This window comes from Streptomyces sp. NPDC087215, assembly GCF_044744885.1.
GTDB lineage: Bacteria > Actinomycetota > Actinomycetes > Streptomycetales > Streptomycetaceae > Streptomyces.
Map to the genome: position 1 here is coordinate 222332 of NZ_JBIUZD010000001.1, position 17543 is coordinate 239874.

At 73.5% G+C, this 17543-nt stretch carries 14 protein-coding genes and 2 pseudogenes; 6 read left to right on the plus strand and 10 right to left on the minus strand.

The window, feature by feature from the left end:
* Nucleotides 1-48: 48 nt before the first annotated feature.
* A complete protein-coding gene (locus ACIO92_RS00935; protein WP_402596673.1) occupies nucleotides 49-1071 on the minus strand; it encodes a LacI family DNA-binding transcriptional regulator in 1023 nt (340 codons plus the stop codon).
* A 391-nt stretch (nucleotides 1072-1462) separates the two neighbouring features.
* Here ACIO92_RS00935 and ACIO92_RS00940 point away from each other — a divergent pair, with 391 nt between their 5' ends.
* The 4 genes from ACIO92_RS00940 (at nucleotide 1463) to ACIO92_RS00955 (ending at nucleotide 6358) form a co-directional block, all read left to right on the plus strand.
* Nucleotides 1463-2794, plus strand: coding sequence for an ABC transporter substrate-binding protein (locus ACIO92_RS00940; RefSeq protein WP_366440774.1), 1332 nt, complete (start codon nucleotides 1463-1465; stop codon nucleotides 2792-2794).
* A gap of 120 nt (nucleotides 2795-2914) precedes the next feature.
* Nucleotides 2915-3919, plus strand: coding sequence for a sugar ABC transporter permease (locus tag ACIO92_RS00945; RefSeq protein WP_366440773.1), 1005 nt, complete (start codon nucleotides 2915-2917; stop codon nucleotides 3917-3919).
* 4 nt (nucleotides 3920-3923) lie between these two features.
* On the plus strand, nucleotides 3924-4853 hold the full coding sequence (locus ACIO92_RS00950; RefSeq protein ID WP_402055969.1) for a carbohydrate ABC transporter permease: 930 nt from the start codon (nucleotides 3924-3926) through the stop codon (nucleotides 4851-4853).
* A 62-nt stretch (nucleotides 4854-4915) separates the two neighbouring features.
* Complete coding sequence (locus tag ACIO92_RS00955) at nucleotides 4916-6358, plus strand: GH1 family beta-glucosidase (protein ID WP_402280573.1); 1443 nt, start codon at nucleotides 4916-4918, stop codon at nucleotides 6356-6358.
* Nucleotides 6359-6452: 94 nt separating this feature from the next.
* On the opposite strand, the gene ACIO92_RS00960 is transcribed toward ACIO92_RS00955, so the two are convergent.
* Nucleotides 6453-6923, minus strand: a complete 471-nt coding sequence (locus tag ACIO92_RS00960; RefSeq protein ID WP_366440770.1) for a hypothetical protein — start codon at nucleotides 6921-6923, stop codon at nucleotides 6453-6455.
* 178 nt (nucleotides 6924-7101) lie between these two features.
* Nucleotides 7102-7911, minus strand: a complete 810-nt coding sequence (locus ACIO92_RS00965; RefSeq protein WP_366440769.1) for a helix-turn-helix domain-containing protein — start codon at nucleotides 7909-7911, stop codon at nucleotides 7102-7104.
* 148 nt (nucleotides 7912-8059) lie between these two features.
* Between ACIO92_RS00965 and ACIO92_RS00970 the strand changes: the two genes are divergently transcribed.
* Nucleotides 8060-9127 carry a glycerophosphodiester phosphodiesterase gene (locus tag ACIO92_RS00970; RefSeq protein ID WP_401236150.1) on the plus strand — a complete coding sequence of 356 codons (1068 nt, stop codon included), beginning with the start codon at nucleotides 8060-8062 and terminating at the stop codon, nucleotides 9125-9127.
* Between the two features lie 46 nt (nucleotides 9128-9173).
* Here the strand turns inward: ACIO92_RS00970 and ACIO92_RS00975 are convergent, their stop codons facing one another.
* From ACIO92_RS00975 to ACIO92_RS00985, 3 genes and pseudogenes are all read right to left on the minus strand, one after another.
* A complete protein-coding gene (locus tag ACIO92_RS00975) occupies nucleotides 9174-10244 on the minus strand; it encodes a CU044_5270 family protein (RefSeq protein WP_402280570.1) in 1071 nt (356 codons plus the stop codon).
* Between the two features lie 26 nt (nucleotides 10245-10270).
* Nucleotides 10271-10642: pseudogene (locus ACIO92_RS00980) on the minus strand (RNA polymerase sigma factor); the annotation flags it as partial.
* Nucleotides 10639-11192: pseudogene (locus ACIO92_RS00985) on the minus strand (HD domain-containing protein). The pseudogenes ACIO92_RS00980 and ACIO92_RS00985, both read right to left, overlap by 4 nt.
* 136 nt (nucleotides 11193-11328) lie before the next feature.
* Between ACIO92_RS00985 and ACIO92_RS00990 the strand changes: the two are divergent.
* The gene (locus ACIO92_RS00990; protein WP_366440766.1) at nucleotides 11329-12255 is read left to right on the plus strand and encodes an LLM class F420-dependent oxidoreductase; all 927 of its coding nucleotides are present in this window, start codon (nucleotides 11329-11331) and stop codon (nucleotides 12253-12255) included.
* 227 nt (nucleotides 12256-12482) lie between these two features.
* Here the strand turns inward: ACIO92_RS00990 and ACIO92_RS00995 are convergent, their stop codons facing one another.
* The 4 genes from ACIO92_RS00995 to ACIO92_RS01010 all read right to left on the minus strand — a co-directional run bounded on the left by ACIO92_RS00995 (nucleotide 12483) and on the right by ACIO92_RS01010 (nucleotide 17519).
* A complete protein-coding gene (locus tag ACIO92_RS00995) occupies nucleotides 12483-13871 on the minus strand; it encodes a rhodanese-like domain-containing protein (RefSeq protein ID WP_401236151.1) in 1389 nt (462 codons plus the stop codon).
* A gap of 154 nt (nucleotides 13872-14025) precedes the next feature.
* A complete protein-coding gene (locus ACIO92_RS01000; protein ID WP_401236153.1) occupies nucleotides 14026-16311 on the minus strand; it encodes an MMPL family transporter in 2286 nt (761 codons plus the stop codon).
* 123 nt (nucleotides 16312-16434) lie between these two features.
* Entirely contained in the window at nucleotides 16435-17139 is a 705-nt protein-coding gene (locus tag ACIO92_RS01005; protein WP_401236155.1) for a DUF2470 domain-containing protein, read from the minus strand.
* Between the two features lie 104 nt (nucleotides 17140-17243).
* Nucleotides 17244-17519 carry a hypothetical protein gene (locus ACIO92_RS01010; protein ID WP_366440762.1) on the minus strand — a complete coding sequence of 92 codons (276 nt, stop codon included), beginning with the start codon at nucleotides 17517-17519 and terminating at the stop codon, nucleotides 17244-17246.
* Nucleotides 17520-17543: the final 24 nt, after the last annotated feature.

Sequence of the window (17543 nt, forward strand, 5' to 3'; positions counted from 1 at the left end):
GGCCGACCGGCCCCTGCCGTCCGGCCGGCCGGCCACGGGTCCCGCCCCTCAGCACGACTCGCGCACGACCAGCTCCGTCGGCAGCACCCGTCGGCGGGGCTCGTCCGGTGTCCCGGCGATCTCCTGGAGCAGGATCCGGGCCATCGTGCGGCCCATCTCCTCGATGGGCTGCCGGACGCTGGTCAGCGGCGGGTCCATCAGCCGGGCGACCGGGGAGTCGTCGACACCGACCAGGGCCACGTCCTCCGGCACCCGGCGCCCCGCCTCCCGCAGCACCCCGCGCGCCCCGGCCGCCATCACGTCGGACGCGGCGAACACCGCGTCCAGATCCGACCCGCGCTCCAGGAGCTCCCGCATCGCCCGCCGCCCGCCCTCCTCCGTGAAGTCACCCACCGCGACCAGCCCCTCGTCGGGCGCGAGACCCGCCTCGGCGAGCCCCGCCCGGTAGCCGCCGAGCCGGGCGCGGGCGACGTACATGTCGGGCGGTCCGGTGACGGTGGCGACCCGCTTCCGGCCGCGCGCCACCAGGTGCGCCACGGCCGCCCGTCCGGCGCCGATGTTGTCGGAGTCCACGTACGGCACCGGTTCGGCCTCCGAGCGGCGCCCGCTCATGACCACCGGCAGGCCGAGCCCGCCGATCCGGTCGGGCAGCGGGTCGTCACCGTGGACGGAGGCGAGCAGGACGCCGTCGACGCGCCGCGAGGCGAGATACTGCTCGAACCGCTGCCGCTCCCGCTCGTCGCGGACCAGGGTCAGCAGCAACTGCTTTTCGGCGTCGGCCAGTTCCGAGCTGACTCCGCGCATGAGGTCCAGGAAGTAGGGCTCCGCGAAGAGCCGGGCCTCGGTCTCCGGGATGACGAGGGCGACGGCTCCGGTACGGCTTCCGGCGAGAACGCGGGCCGCCTGGTCGGGGACGTAACCGAGTTCGGCGACGGCCCGCTCGACGGCGGCCCTGGTCCGCTCGCTCACCCGGGGGGAGCCGTTGATCACCCGGGAGACCGTGCCCCGGCCGACCCCGGCCCTGGCCGCGACCTCCTCCAGGGTGGGCCTGCCGGTCTGCCGTCCGTTCACCTCTCCCGTACCCCCTCCTGGAACGACGTCGCCGCTCATCCGGCGTCCGTCCGGGACGGAAAGCATGGATGGGAGCGCTCCCACTCTAGTCGACGACCCTCCGGAGGCACCACGGGGGCCTCCGGCCGTCGCGGCGGTGCGTTCAGGAGATGACGCAAGCGTGCCCGCCGAGGGCCGCGAAACCCCCGGAAGGCCTTCCGGTAACGAATCCGCGTTCATGTCTTGACACCCGCACCCGCCAGGCAGCAACCTTCCGGCAACGACGTGGGAGCGCTCCCATCCGGGATGCGCAGAGCCTTGCACCGGGTCCCGGCGGACGCCGCCGAGCCGCGACCGGCCGGCCGGACCTCTTGGCGCACCACGAGCACCACCTGGGGACGAGGAGAGTGGAATGCGCACTTCCAGCAGCAGACGCGGACGCCGTGCGGCGAGCGCGGCGGTCGCCGCCGTCATGACCGGCACCGCCCTGCTCACCGGCTGCGGCGGGGACGGCGGCGGGGCCGGGGGCGACGGAAGGATCACGCTGCGGGTGGGGACCTTCGGTTCCTTCGGCTACGACGACAAGACCGGCGCCAAGCTCTACGCCGAGTACGAGAAGGCCCACCCGCACATCAAGATCGAGGAATCGAACGTCGCCGACGGCCAGAAGTACTGGGACACCCTGAAGCTGCGCCTCTCCCGCGACAGCGGTCTCGCCGACATCCAGGCCGTCGAGGTGGGCTTCATCGCGGAGGCGACCGGCCCGTCCATGGCCGGCAAGTGGGTGGACCTGAGCAAGGAGGGCGGCGCGGACATCGGCGCCTTCCTCGACTGGAAGGTCAAGCAGGCGACGACCGCGGACGGCAGGGTCATCGGCCTCGGCACGGACATCGGCCCGATGGCCGTCTGCTACAACAAGGACCTCTTCGCCAAGGCCGAACTGCCCACCGACCGGGACGCGGTCGGCAGGCTGTGGGCGGGCGACTGGGCCAAGTTCCTCGAGACCGGACGGACCTACCGGAAGAACGCGCCCGCGGGCACCGCCTTCCACGACTCCGCGAGCGGCCTCTTCAACGCGGTGGTCTCCAGCGATCCGGTGCAGTACGCCGACGCGAGCGGCAAGCTCGACTGGGAGAACAGCCCCGGTGTGAAGAAGGCCTGGGACACCGCCGTCGCCGCGGCGGAGGGCGGACTCACCGCCAGACTGCGCCAGTTCGACGAGAAGGGCACCTGGAACGCGGCCTTCAAGAACGCGAAGTTCGCCACCGTCGCCTGCCCCAGCTGGATGACCGGCATCATCAAGGACCAGGCGGGCGCGGCCAACCAGGGCAAGTGGGACATCGCCGCCCCGCCCGTGGCGGGCAACTGGGGCGGCGCCTTCCTCGCCGTGCCGAAGTCCGGGAAGCACGCCAAGGAGGCCGCCGAGCTGGCCGCCTGGCTGACCGCCCCGGCGCAGCACGCCAAGGTGTTCGCGGTCAACGGCAACATCCCCTCGTCCAAGGACACCCTGACCTCGCCCGCGGTCCAGGACGCCGAGCTGCCCTACTTCGGTGACACCCCGGTCGGCAGGATCTTCTCCAGCGCGGCGGCCCGGATCACGCCCGCCACGATCAGCCGCTACGACGGCCAGGTGAAGACCTTCCTCACCGACAACGGCATCCTCGACATCGAGCAGCGCGGCACCGACCCGGCCAAGGCCTGGGAGAACGTCAGGAAGCTGATCGACGACAAGATCGACCAGTAGCGGAGGCCGGGTGCCCGGTCCGCCGCCGCCCGAGCGTCGCCGCCCGAGCGTCGCGGACCGGAACCGTCCGCACCACCCGTCCGCACCACCCCGCCCGCATCGACCTGGAAGGACGCCCCCGTGGCCACCTCCGTTCGGGCGCGGCCGGACGGCTCACCGCCGCCCTCCGCTCCGCCCTCCTCCCCCGGCCCGCGCGGTCGCCGTGCCGCCCCGGCCGGTCTGCGCGGCGCCCTCTACCGCTGGGACGTCACGGCGGCCCCGTACCTCTTCGTCGCTCCCTTCTTCCTCACCTTCGCCGCCTTCGGGCTCTTCCCGCTGATCTACACCGGCTGGCTCTCGCTGAACCGGGTGGAACTGGGCGGCGGCGCGCGGTGGAAGGGCCTGGAGAACTACACCGACCTGGCGACCAGCGAGTTCTTCTGGAACGCGCTCCTCAACACCTTCACCATCGGGGTGCTCTCGACCGTCCCGCAGCTGCTCATGGCCCTGGGCCTCGCCCACCTGCTCCACTACAAGCTGCGGGGCCGGGGCTTCTTCCGGGTGGCGGTCCTCGCCCCGTACGCCACCTCGATCGCGGCGGCGACGCTGGTCTTCGCCCAACTGTTCAACACCGACTACGGGCTGATCAACACCTTCCTCGATGTGCTCGGGATCGGCCCGGTCGACTGGGAGGCGTCCCGGTGGCCCGCCCAGATCGCGATCTCCACGATCGTCGTCTGGCGCTGGACCGGCTACAACGCGCTGATCTACCTGGCCGCGATGCAGGCCGTGCCGCGGGACCTGTACGAGGCTGCCGCGCTCGACGGGGCCTCCCGCTGGCGCCAGTTCCTCAGCGTCACCATCCCCTCCATCCGCCCGACCGTCCTGTTCACGATCGTCGTCTCCACCATCGGCGCCACCCAGCTCTTCGGCGAGCCGATGCTGTACGGCGGGAGCGTCGGCATCAGCGGCGGCAGCGGCAACCAGTTCCAGACACTGAGCCTGCTGATGTACGAGAAAGGCTGGGTGACCGGCGCGCTGGGGCAGGCTTCGGCGCTCGCATGGGTCATGCTGCTGCTCCTGCTGATCGTCGGCGGCGGCCAGGCCCTCGTCTCCCGTCACCACCGCAAGAAGCTGGGGGGCTGACCCGATGGCCCGCACTCTCGACCCGCCCCGCCCGAACCGTCCGTCCCACCGGCCCCGATCGGTGCCGGGGACGGCCCTGCGCGGTCGGCGGACGCGCCCGGCCGCCGGACGGCAGCACCACGCCGGACCCCTGACGTACGTCCTGCTCGCCGTGGCGGCGGCGGTCTCGCTCTTCCCGCTGTACTGGAACGTGGTCGCCGCCTCGCACACCGGCGAGCGGGTGGTGGAGGCCCCCGCACCGCTGCTGCCCGGTTCCCGTCTCCTGGAGAACCTCGCCTTCGCCTGGAACCAGGTCGACATGGGCGAGGCGCTGGTCAACACGACGATCGTGGCGAGCCTGGTGGCCGCGTCCACCGTCCTGTTCTCCACGCTCGCCGGGTTCGCCTTCGCGAAACTCCCCTTCCGGGGCCGTGGGCTGCTGCTGTCGCTCGTGGTCGCCACCATGACGATCCCGCCCCAGCTCAGTGTCATCCCGCTCTACCAGATCATCACCGGCCTCGGCTGGGTCGACCAGCTCCAGTCGGTGGTGCTGCCCTCGCTCGTCGCCGCCTTCGGTGTGTTCTTCATGCGCCAGTTCCTCGTCGAGGCGCTGCCCGTGGAGCTGGTGGAGGCGGCCCGGATGGACGGCGCGCACAGTCTCCGGATCATCTGGCACGTGGTGTTCCCGGTGGCGCGGCCCGCGATGGCCGTGCTCGGAATGCTGGTCTTCGTCCAGGCGTGGAACGACTTCTTCTGGCCGTTCATCGCGCTCACCCCGGACGGCAGTCCCACCCTCCAGGTGGCGCTCGCGGGGCTCGGCGCGGGCAACCACAGCGTGGACCACGCCATCGTGCTGACCGGCGCCCTCATATCCACCGTGCCGCTGCTGCTGGTCTTCGCCTTCCTCGGCAAGCACATCGTCGGCGGCATCACGGCCGGTGCGGTCAAGAGCTGACCGGCCGCCCCTCACCCCACCTCACGGTACTCATCCCGCACACGCGTTGGGAGCGTCCTCCTATGACCGCGTCCGAAACCCGGCCGCTCACCGCCACCCGCTCGTTCCCGCCCGGCTTCCTCTGGGGCGCGGCCACCGCCGCGTACCAGATCGAGGGAGCGGCGGCGGAGGACGGCCGTACGCCGTCCATCTGGGACACCTTCTCGCACACCCCCGGCAAGGTCTTCGGGGGGCACACCGGTGACGTGGCCGTGGACCACTACCACCGGTTCCGCGAGGACGTCCGCATCATGTCCGAACTCGGCCTGGACGCCTACCGGTTCTCCGTGTCCTGGTCCCGGGTGCAGCCCACCGGCCGGGGTCCGGCGGTACAGAAGGGCCTCGACTTCTACCGGGCGCTGGTCGACGAACTGCTGGCCGCCGGGATCGAGCCCGCGCTCACGCTCTACCACTGGGACCTGCCGCAGGAGTTGGAGGACGCGGGCGGCTGGCCGGAGCGGGCCACCGCCGAGCGGTTCGCCGAGTACGCGGGGATCGTCGCCGACGCCCTCGGCGACCGGGTGGTCCGCTGGACCACGCTCAACGAGCCCTGGTGCACGGCTTTCCTGGGGTACGGCTCCGGGGTGCACGCCCCGGGCCGCACCGACCCGGTGGCCTCGCTGCGGGCCGCGCACCACCTCAACCTGGGGCACGGGCTGGCCGTCCAGGCCCTGCGGTCGGCGCTGCCCGCCGACCGGCAGCTCGCCGTCTCGCTCAATCTGCACGAGGTGCGTCCGCTGACCGGTTCCGCCGGTGACCTGGACGCGGCCCGCCGGATCGACGCGGTCGGCAACCGCGTCTGGCTGGGGCCGATGCTGGCGGGCGCCTATCCGGAGGACCTGCTGGCCGACACGGCCCGGGTGACCGACTGGTCCTTCGTCCGCGACGGCGACACCGCTGTCGTACGGCAGCCGCTGGATCTCCTCGCGGTCAACTACTACACGCCGACGGTGGTTTCGGAGGTCCCCGAGGGGGCCGAGAAGCCCCGGGACGACGGGCACGGCGACAGCGCTCACTCGCCGTGGCCGGGCGCGGACCGGGTCGCCTTCCACCGGGCGCCGGGCGGGCGGACCGCGATGGGCTGGCCGGTCGACGCGAGCGGGCTGTACGACCTGCTGGTGCGGCTCTCGGTCGCGTACCCCGGACTTCCGCTGGTGGTCAGCGAGAACGGGGCGGCCTACGAGGACGTGGTGGCCCCCGACGGTTCGGTGCACGATCCGGAGCGGGCCGCCTACGTCCACGCGCATCTGACGGCGGTGCACCGGGCGATCGAGGACGGGGCCGATGTGCGCGGCTACTTCCTCTGGTCGCTCCTGGACAACTTCGAGTGGGCGTACGGCTACGCGAAGCGGTTCGGCGCGGTGCGGGTGGACTACGACACGCTGGAGCGGACGCCGAAGTCCAGTGCCCGCTGGTACGGGCGGGTGGCGCGGTCGGGCGAGCTGGTCGCCCCCGGCGCGGACTGACCGGGAGCGGGCGGAGGGGCCGTGCCGGTCGCCCGGCACGGCCCCCTTCCCTCCCCCGTCCGCCGGGCGCCCCCGGCGGCTCCGGCCGGATGCCTCAGATGTCGATGACGCGGTAGCCGATCACGTAGACGCCCCCGGAGCCCTCGACGGTGCGCCACTGGGTCTCGGCGCCGACTTCGGTGCCGGTGACGAGGGTGGCGCCGAGCTTGTCGTCGCCGCCGAAGGAGTCGTAGTCCCAGAGGGTCAGGGTGCGGGCCTGCTGCTTGCCGAGGATGAGCGCCGCGCCGCTGTTGCCGTCGGCCATGGAGCGGACGTAACCGGTGCCCATGGTCTGGTACTTGACGCCGTTGCCGGGCCAGACCTTGACGGCGTTGCCGTTGGCGTCGGTGATCTTCAGATAGGCCTCGTCGTGGTCGCCCTCGCTGTTCTGCTGGCAGTGCAGTTCGACGAGTTCGATCCGCACGTAGTCGATCGGCTCGGCCTGGGCGGTCCCCGCGAAGGCGGCGACGCTGCCGAGCCCGAGAAGGGCGGTGGCGGCGGCTCGGGCGAATCGGTTCTCGCGCATGTGGTCCCCCCACATTTCGGGTCACTGGTGTGACCGTGGTTCCGGAACCGCCCGTCCGGGCGGTTCCGGTGTGCCGTTTCCCCCGGCACGACCACCACTGTGCCCGTCGCCCGCGTCGTGTTCTACGCGCGTTCCACTGGGCGGAACAAGGCCGCTCGCCCGCTCCCGCGCACGTCCCTCAGAGCACGGGCGCGCCGGCCGGGACGGTGCGCAGGGGGCCGCCCCGGCCGAGCGCGCGGGTGATCGCGGCGCCCGCCTCGGCGACGGCCCGGCCGAGCGCGTCGAGCGGCCGTCCCGCCGGGACCATGGCGGCGAGCGCGGCGACCGTGCGCCCGTCGGGGGTGCGGACCGGGAGCGCGGCGCAGCACACTCCGGCCAGCACGTCCTCGCGGTCGAGGACGGGTCCGCCGCGCAGGGGTCCCGTGAGTGCCTTCCCGGCGGCGGTGTCCAGGCGGAACGCGAGGCCGTCCCGGACGGGCAGGACCGGTTCGAGGTCGCCCGGCACCGAACCGACCGTGATCGCCATCTCCTCGCGCAGCACGGCGAGGACCAGGCTGGCTCCGGTGGCGGCGCGGAGCCGCTGGAGCGGGAGCCGGGCGGCGGGCCGCAGTCCGGGGTGCGGCTCCCACGCCTGGCCCAGGCGGTAGAGCTGCGGGCCGACCCGGTAGCGGTTGCCCCGGCGTTCGACTGCGCCGAGTTCGACGAGCTGGTCGAGCAGCCGGTGGACGCTTCCCTTGGGAACTCCGCAGCTCAGCGCGAGTTCGGTCACTCCGGCCTCGTCGCCGCTCCGCCGCAGGGCGTCGAGCAGCGCGAACGCGCCTTCGAGGACGCCTCGGCCGCGCGTCCGGACGACCGGCCCGCCGGGCTCCGGCGCGGTACCCGCGGTCCTTCCGGGCGTCCGCCGGGCATCCGTACGGCCGGGGGCCGGGCCGGTGCCGCTCCCGGGGCCGCCGTCTCCGACAGGTCCGTTTCCCGCCACTGTGTCCATGGGTCCCCCTGACTCCCCGCACCCGGCCGAGGTCCCCCGATGGCACGGCTCCGGGCACGTCCTCACCATGCCGCAGGGGGGACGATTCCGGCGAAGGGCTCGTGCCGCCCGCCGTGTCGCGGCCAGGACCCCTCTAGGCTGTCCGGACATGAGAGACCCTCAGCCGCCCGCCGCCCGGTCCCGTCGACGCGCGGCGGTCACCCTCGCCGTCCTGGCCGCCGTCGTGGGGATCGCGACCGCCGTCGAGGCCACCGCCCCGCTGCCGCCCCCGGCGGCCCTGCCCGTGGCGGGTGCCGCCGCCAGAGTGCTCCTCGTCGGTCCGCCCGGACCGGGGAGCGGGGTCGGGGTCCTGGCGCCCCGGCCGCAGGGCGGCGGCGGGAGGCACGAGACGCCGAGGGACGACGCCAAGGCCGGGGGTCTGACCGCGGGCTCGCAGCAGCCCGCCCGGTCGGCCGGTCGTCTCCCGCCGCGTGCCGCCGGGGCGTCTCCGACGGTGATCGCCCACCGGGGCGCTTCCTCCGCCGCGCCCGAGAACACCCTGGTGTCGGACGAGGTGGCCCGCAGGGGCAGGGCCGGGTGGATCGAGAACGACGTCCAGCCGAGCAAGGACGGGGTGCCGTACGTGCTCCACGACACGACCGTGGACCGGACCACCGACGGCACGGGCCCGATCCGTTCGCTGACGGCCGCCCAGATCGACGCCCTGGACGCCGGTTCCTGGTTCGCCCCCGTCTACGCGGGCACCCGGGTGCCGACCCTGGCCGCCCAGCTCAAGGACCTCAGGGAGCGCGGTGGAAAGATGCTCCTGGAGATCAAGGGGCCGCACAGCCGCGACGAGGTGGCCCGGATCGTCCGGGAGGTGCGGGACCAGGAGATGACCGGCCGGGTCTTCGTCCAGAGCTTCGACCCGGCGTCCCTGCGGTACGCCCGCGAGCTGGCGCCGGAGCTGCCGCTGGGGCTGCTGCGCGACACCCTCGACGCCGATCCGGTGGCGGTGGCCGGGGAGCTGGGGCTGGCCGCGTACAACGTCTCGGACGGTGCGCTCCGCACCCGCCCCGAACTGGTCGGACAACTGCACGCGGCGGGCGTGGCGGTCAATGTGTGGACCGTGGACACCCCGGCGCGCTGGAAGGCCCTGGACGCGCTCGGGGTGGACGGGATCATCACCAACCGCCCTGCGGAGCTGGGTGGCTGGGCCTCGGGCCGGACCGACTGAGCCTGCTGCGGGCGCCGTCGGTCCGGCCGTACGGTCAGGGCGACCGCTACGGAGTGACCTTCATGTCGCCGACGAAGGTGCGGACCATGACCGCGTTGGTGTGGGTGACGGTGCCGGGCTTGATCAGCGCGTCCACGCCGGTCCCGGGGTTCACCTGCACGCTCCGCGCGCCGAGGAAGGTGAGGGTCTTCCGGTCGAAGATCCACTCGGCGCGCTGGCCGCCGACGGTGTCGAGCCCGGCGACCGCGATGCCCTGGCGTCCCGCCGCGTCGGTGGCGCTGTCGACGGTGACGACACCGGGGATCTTCGCCGCGGCCTTGTAGAGCGCGGAGGTGAGCCTCGGCGAGGGCCAGCTCTCGCCGAGCAGGTCGCCGATGGTGGAGAACGCCTGCTGGTCCTTGCCGTTGCCCTGCCCCTCGGTCTCCTTGTAGATCTTCCGCAGCAGGGCGTCGGGCTGGGTGGGCAGGGTGGCGAGGTAGCCGTGCGAGGGTGCGCCGAGGTGGGGCTTGGGCACGTTGCCCCGCTCGTCGCGCCCTTCGAGGGTCATGCCTTCGGGTCCGGTGTGGCCGGGCTCGATCAGCCAGCCCTTGAGGCCGTCCGGGGACTTCCAGGTGCGGCGGGTGTGGAGGGGGTCGCTGACCACGCTGCTGACGCCGTCGACGGTCTTGACGTGGGTGCCCGCGACCCGGGACTCGATGTAGAGGTACTGGCCGGTGCGGCTCTCGGGGGCCTCGGCGCCCGCGGCGGCGAGCGAGATGCGGTCGAGGAGCCGGGGTGCCCCCCGGCTGTCGACGGTCCCGATCGAGGTGGTGAGGACGGGACCCGTGGCGCGGTCGTCCGGGCCCTGCGGGTCTCCGGTGAGGAGGAGGACGCCGACGCCGACGGCGAGGGCTCCGGCGAGGGCGGTCGCCGTCGGAAGGAGGATCGCCTTCCGCAGGAACGGGTTGCGCGGGGCGGGTCGTGCGGCGGCGGTGAGGCGGTCGTCGTGGATCTGGTTCATCAGGCGCTCCTTGTGGAACAGGTTGCGGCCCGGGGGGAGTTCACGCTCCTCGATGGCGGGGAGTTCTCCGGCGGTGTTCCGGTGTGCCGTGGTCGGCTTGTTCGGTTCGGGGTTCATCGGATTCCTTCCTGCGCGGGCCGGACCGCGATCCGGCGCCGGTCGTCGAGGCGTCCGGCGACCTCGGCGGCGTGGTCGGGCACGGACGCCTCCGGCGGGCCCGCCGTGGCGTACGCGAGGGCGGCGGCCCGGAAGCGGCGGTTGCTCCGGCAGTGGTTGCGGGCGACGTTGGTGGCGACGCCCAGGAGCCAGGGGCGGACCGAACCCCCCTCGGGGTCCACCTTCTTCCGCGGCCGCCAGGCTTCGAGGAAGGTCGCCGCCATGACGTCCTCGGCGACCGACCAGTCTCCGGTCAGCCGGAAGGCGTGGTTGTAGACGCTCCGGGCGTAGGCGTCGAAGAGTTCGGCGAAGGCCGAAGGGTCCCCGTCCCTGATGCGTGCGCGCAGGTCGATGTTCACGTCCCTTGTCTGTCCGGCCCCCGGGCGGGGTTCCGGTGACCCGCGTCACAGCGGGAGGTGAACTCGGCCAGGAGCTCGGGGTTGACGACGCGCAGGATCGTCTCGACGTCCCGGGGGTCGGCCGCCGCCCACAGCGGCTCGCGGGCGGCCCGGTACTTGGCGGCGAGCCGTTCGCGCCGGACGGGGTCGAGGGCGGCGGCCCGGTCGGAGCGGCTGTTGTGCGCGTTGTCGGCGATCTTCAGGAGGGTGGCCCCGGGGTTCTCCGCGATGCGGCGGATCTTCTCCTCGTAGGGCGTGCCGGGCCGGTGGGTGACGGCTTCGACGAGGGCGACGACGTCGTCGGGGACGCCCTCGGCGCGCAGCAGCTCCGGTGTCCAGGGGGTGTCCTCGACGATGTCGTGGAGGAGTCCGGCCATGGCCAGGTGCGGCCCGAGCGGGGCGAGTCCGGCGGCGACCGCGCGGACGTGGTCGATGTAGGGGCGCCCGCCTTGTCGGTCTGCCCGGCATGTGCCCGTGCGGCGAGCGCGTCCACCTCGGAGAGGGTCGTCATCGCCCCATCATCGCGGGGTGTCCTCGTCGTCGCGCCGGGGCCCGTCGGTTCCCCCTGACCGCCTTGCGTCCGGCGCGCAACACAGTGTTCACACCTGGCGGGAATTCCCTTCCCCGACAGTCGGGTTGGCCCGTTCATGACTCTGGGAGTGACACTCGCATCGACCTCCGTCCAGCACACGATCGACGACACGGTGGCGCTCGCGCGCGAGGCCCGCGACGCGGGGCTGCGTTCGGCGTGGTTCGGCCAGGCCTTCGGGTACGACTCGCCGTCGCTCGCGGCGATCGTCGGACGGGAGGTGCCGGGCCTGCACGTGGGGACCTCCGCGATCCCGGTCTTCGGCAGGCATCCGCTGATCGTCTCCAGCCAGGCGCAGACGGCCCAGGCGGCGACCGGAGGCCGCTACCACCTGGGGCTCGCGCTCGGCACCAGGCATTTGACCGAGGACGGTTTCGGCATCCCGTACCGGCGGCCCGTCGGTCTGCTCAGGGAGTTCCTGACGGCTCTGCGTCCGCTGCTCGAAACGGGCGAGGCGGATTTCCACGGGGAGCTGCTGACCGCGACGACGCCGTACTCGGCGGCGGTGCCGGGCGCCCGCCCGGCCGTGCCGGTGCTGGTGGCCGCGATGGGGCCGCAGGCGCTGCGGGTCTCCGGTGAACTGGCCGACGGCATCCTGCCGTTCCTCGCGGGGCCTCGGGCGCTCGCCGAGCACATCGTCCCGGCGGTGACGGCGGCGGCGAGCGCGGCGGGCCGTCCCGCGCCCCGGATCGTGGCGCTCGTCCCGGGCGTCGTCACCTCGGACGTCGAGGCGGTACGGCGGGCCGCCGCCGGGGCGCTGGCGCTGTACGAGTCGATCCCCTCGTACCGGCGCGTCCTCGACCTGTCCGGGGTCTCGGGGGCGGCGGAGCTGGCGGCGATCGGCGACGAGGAGACCGTGGCGGCGGAGGTGCGGCGCTACCGCGAAGCGGGTGCGACGGAGGTGGTGTTCACGGCGACGGACCTGGGCGGCGAGGAGGACCGCCGCCGCACCTGGAAACTGCTCGGGGAACTGGCCCGGGACTGAGGCCGGACGCCCCGACCGGGAGGGGCGGTGCCTCGCGGGGAGGGGAGGGGCGGGGCTGTCCGGGGGCGGCGGGCACGGGACGGGGCCGATCCGACGAACACGTGCCGCCTCGGTTTCGGCGGCGGTCCACGTGACGGCTCCGACGACCAGGCCCGCCCCTCCCGGTCCTCCCGGTCCTCCTGCCCCTCCCGCTCCCGTGCTCCCGCCCCGTTCGTCCGGCGTTCCGCTCAGGCGGCGGCGCGGTCCGTCGCGAGGGACCAGGCCGTCCAGCCGCCGAGGAGGTCGGAGACGTCCTCGAAGCCGTGGTGGCGCAGCAGGCTGGCGGCGACGGAGGAGCGGTGTCCGCCCGCGCAGTGCACGACGAGGGGCCGGTCGGCGGGGAGTCCGGCCGCGCGGGCGGACAGCTCGCTCAGCGGGATGTGCAGGGCGCCGTCGATGAAGCCCTCGGCCTCGCGCTCGTCGCGGGTGCGCACGTCGACGACGAGCGGCGGCCGGTCCCCGGCGAGGGCGGTCCGCAGCCGGGCGGCGGTGAGGCGGCCGGCCGGGGCGACCTCGTCGGCCAGTTCGCGCAGGGCGTCCCCGGGGTTTCGGAGGTAGCCCGCGACCCGGTCGAAGCCGATGCGGGCGAGCCGGGTGACGACCTCGTCCGTACGGTTCTCCGGGGCGATCACCAGGAGGTCCGTGTCGGGGGTGAGGACGGTTCCGGCCTGTTCGGCGAAGCGTCCGTCCGCGGGTACGTTGACCGCGCCGCGCAGGTGTCCGGCGGCGAACTCCTGCGGGTCCCGGGTGTCGACGACGACCGCGCCCGCCCGGCGGAGCCCGGTGAAGTCCTCGGGGGACAGCGGGCGGGGGGCCGTGGCGCCGTCGTGGAGGGGGCGTTCCCTGCGGTTGAGGTCGGCGTCGTAGGCGAAGTAGCCGGGGGCGGCGGGCTGGCCCTCGGTGACGAGGGCGACGAACTTCTCCCGGTCCATGGGCGCGCAGGCGTAGTTGGTGGCGCGCTGCTCGCCGATGGTGGACGACTTCTCGGCGGACAGGTTCTTGCCGCAGGCCGATCCGGCGCCGTGGGCGGGAAAGACCCGGACCTCGTCGGGCAGGGCCATCAGCTTGCGCTGCACGCTGTCGTGGAGCATCGCGCCGAGTTCCTCGGCGGTGACGCCGACGGAGGCGAGCAGGTCGGGGCGCCCGACGTCGCCGATGAAGAGGGCGTCGCCGGTCAGCACCCCGTACGGGACGGTGTCGTCGGCGTGTTCGTACACCAGGACGCTGATCGACTCGGGCGTGTGGCCGGGGGTCTCCATGATGCCGAGGGTGACGTCGCCGAGGGAGATCCGCTCGCCCTCGGCGAGGTGGCGGACGGGGTACTCGGTCTCGGCGCGCGAGCCGTAGCCGATCCAGGCTCCGGTGCGGTCGGCCATCTCCAGGTGTCCGGCGACGAAGTCGGCGTGGAAGTGGGTGTTGACGACCCCGACGACGGTGAGGCCCCGGGCCTCGGCGTCGGCGAGGTACTCCGAGACGTCCCGTCGCGGGTCGACGACCACCGCCCGGCCGGTCCCCTCGTCGGCGATCATGTACGAGGCCTGGGAGAGGCAGTCGAGGTAGTACTGCGCGAAGAACACGGCGGACCCTCCGTCCGGAACGGGTGCACCCGGGAGTGTCCGGCCCGCCCGGATACCCCCATGGGTATGAATGCACTCGACCGTAAGCAGCCCGACGGTCGAAGTCAAATACCCCCCTAGGTATCCAGAAGGCTCCGGGCGCCGACGGCGGGGGTCACCGCCGGGGCGGGGCGGCCGGGGGCGGGGCGGGCCGCTCCGGTTCCCCCTCGCCCTCGGTGTCCAGGTGGGGCAGGACGCGGTCCAGCACACGGGGGGTCCACCAGGCGTGCCCACCCAGCAGGGTCATCGCCGCGGGCACCAGGAGCAGCCGGACCACGGTGGCGTCGATGAGGACGCTGGCCGCGAGGCCGAGGCCGAGCATCTTCACCACGATGTCGTCCGAGACGATGAAGGCGGCGAAGACGCTCACCATGATCAGCGCCGCGCAGGTGATCACCCGGGCGGTGATCTCCAGGGCGTGGGCCACGGCGGCCTTGGCGTCGCCGGTGCGCAGCCAGGCCTCGCGGACCCGGGACAGCAGGAAGATCTCGTAGTCCATGCTGAGCCCGAAGACGATGGCGAACATCATCATCGGCACATAGCTCTCGACGGGCACCTTGCCGGAGACGCCGAGCGCGGGTCCGCCCCAGCCCCACTGGAAGACGGCCACGACGACTCCGTACGAGGCCGCGATGGAGAGCACGTTGAGCACGGCGGCCTTCACCGCGACGAGCAGGCCCCGGAAGACGACGAGGATGACGAGGAAGGCGAGGGCGACGACGACGGAGATGATGAGCGGGAGCCTGCTGGAGACGATGTCGAGGAAGTCGACCTGGGCGGCGGTGGTGCCGGTGACGTACGTCTTCGCGTCGGTGCCCGCCACCGCCTGCGGCAGGACGTCGTCGACGAGGTGGCGGGTGAGGTGGGTGGTCCGCTCGTCCTGGGGGGAGGCGACGGAATAGGCGGTGCCGAGGAGGACGTCGCCGTCGGGGGTGGCCTTGAGCGGGGTGACGGCGGCGGCGTCCGGCACTCCGGTGAGCGCCTGCTGGAGCTTTCCGGCGAGGGCGGCGCGGTCGGCGGCGGGTACGGCCGTCTGGTCGACGACGAGGGTGAGGGGGCCGTTCGCGCCGGGTCCGAAGGCGGTGGAGACGAGGTCGTACGCCCTCCGGTCGGTGAACGACCTCGGGTCGGCGCCGTCGCCGATGTGGCCGAGCTGGATGAAGAACAGGGGGATCGCCAGGACGACGAGGGCGACGACTCCGCCGGTCAGGAACCACCAGGGGCGTCGCTCGACCCGGCGGGCGTACCGGTGCCAGGTGCCGTGGGCGGTCGCTCCGGGCCCGGCGTCGGTCTCGGCGACGGGTGGGCGTACGTGGTAGCGGTCGATCCGGCGGCCGACGAGGCCCAGCACGGCGGGGACGAGGGTGAGCGCGGCGAGGACGGCGGTGACGACCGTGAAGGCGGCGGCCAGGCCCAGTTTTCCGATGAAGGTGACGCCGGAGACCCAGAGGCCCGAGAGGGCGATGACGACCGTGCAGCCGGAGACGAGGACGGCCCGGCCGCTGGTGGTGGTCGCCAGGGCGGCGGCTTCGGCGGGATCGTGCCCGTTCATGAGGTTCTGGCGATGGCGGGTGACGAGGAACAGGGCGTAGTCGATGCCGACGCCGAGGCCGATCATGGTGGCCAGGGTGGGCGAGACGGTGCCGAAGGTGAACGCGGCGGCGGCCAGGCCCAGGAGCGCGAGGCCGCAGACCGCCCCGAGGAGTGCCGTGATCAGGGGGAGGACGGCGGCGACGGCGCTGCCGAAGCCGATGAGCAGGACGAGGACGGCGACGGCGAAGCCGATGGCCTCGCTGGTGCGGTCGTCGGCCCCCGGCCGGGCGAGTTCACCGAGCGGTCCGCCGTACTCGACGGTGACTCCGGCGTCGCGCAGCGGCTGGACGGCGGCGTCGACGCCGGGCAGGTAGCCGGTGCCGAGGGTGGAGGGCGGGACGCCGAAGCGGACGGTGATGTAGCCGGTCCTGCCGTCGGTGGAGAGCGGACCGGTGTCGGGGGTGCCGGTGGGCGGCGGGGGCGGAGTGGCGCCCTGGGGCGGCAGTGGGTTCTGCGCGCTGAGGACGTCGGGCAGTTTCTGCAGGGAGGCGACGGCCGAGGCGACGGCGGCGGACTCGTCGGCGAGCGGCCCCGAGGGGCGGTCGAGGACGATCTGGGTGCCGTAGCCCCCGGCTGCGGGGTCATGCGCCGTGAGGACGTCGAGGCCCTGTGCGGACTGCACTCCGGGGAGGGAGAAGTCGTCGGAGAACTGTCCGCCGACGGTCCGGTCGACGATCTGGAGTCCGGCGACCGCCGCCAGCCACAGGGCGATGACGACGAGGAAGTGGCGGGCGCACCAGTGGCCGAGCCGGTGGAGCGCGCCCTTGGGCGGTGACGGTCGGCCTGCGGCCGGGCTTCCAGCGTTCATGGCGGTGGCGTGTCCGGTTGGGGTCCCCGAGCGGTCCCGGCGCCGACTGCGCGCGCCTACCCGGTCCATTGTTCGCCCGCCGGGACGCTCCGGCATCCCGGCGGGTGCCGGGGGTCCGCCGGGTCAGGTCAGGAGGCGGTTGGGGTGGGAGGCGCGGCGGGCGGCGGCGAACAGGGCGTGGATGCGGGCCCCGGCCTGGTCGACGTCGGTGACGGGGGTGGGGAAGGGCAGCCGGACGTCCTGGTCGCCGGTGGGGTGTTCGAGGCGGAGGGTGATGCCGTAGCGGTCGAGGGCGAGGGGGAGGGCGCGGACCATGTCGCGCTCGGGGCGCGGCCGGACGAGTCGCAGGAGGAGGGGGACGAGTTCGGCGTGGCGGTCGACGAGGTGGGTGAGCATGGACGCCTCGCAGGTGGCGAGGGGGTCGATGTCGGTGTCGTGGAGCTCTTCGAGGGTGATGAAGCTGCGGCCGGTGGCGTCCTCGACGAGTGCCTGCCCGAACTCCATGCAGATGCTGGTGTCCGCGTCGGTGCTGTACGGGGTGGCGAGGAGGCCGGTCAGGGTGACGCGGGCCCGCAGCCGGTCGCGTACGGGGGTGGGGGCGATGTCCGTGAACTCCAGGCGGACGGGGATACGGGCGGCGGAGGCCGCGTGGGTCTCCTCGGTGGGGTCGTGGAGGTGGATGTGGCCCATGGGGCCGCCGCCGTCGAGCCGGTGGACCTCCTGCTGGTGCCCGTCGGACACGACCGTCATCGAGTGGGCGGCGGCGAGTACGGACCGGACGCGTTCGGCGGGGGTGGGGCGTGGGGCGCGGGGGCTGAAGGGGTGCATCCGAGTTCTCCCGGGCAGGTGACGGAGCCAGCGTTACTTAGGTAAGCCTAAGCTAACTCAGGGTGTGGGTGTCAAGGAACCCCGCGACACGCCCGGACGCTCCGTCAGGGCGCGTCACCCGACCAGTCGAAGCGGGCCGCGTCACCCGGGCGCGGATCGTAGAAGGACCGGCCCGCCGTCCCGTGTCTGCCCAGCTCCGTCTCCAGGGCCACACCCGAGCCCCGCTCGTCCGCCGTCCGGTCCGTGACGTCGAGCAGCAACCCGTCCAGCGGACCCCCCACCAGCTCCGCGTAGACCCGGCCGGGTCTCGGGCCCGGCCGGGGGTCGTCGTGCTCCTGGCCGTACACCCGGCCCCGCAACAGCTCCTCGTCCCTGTCCATGGATCCCAGCGTCCCAGCCGCCAC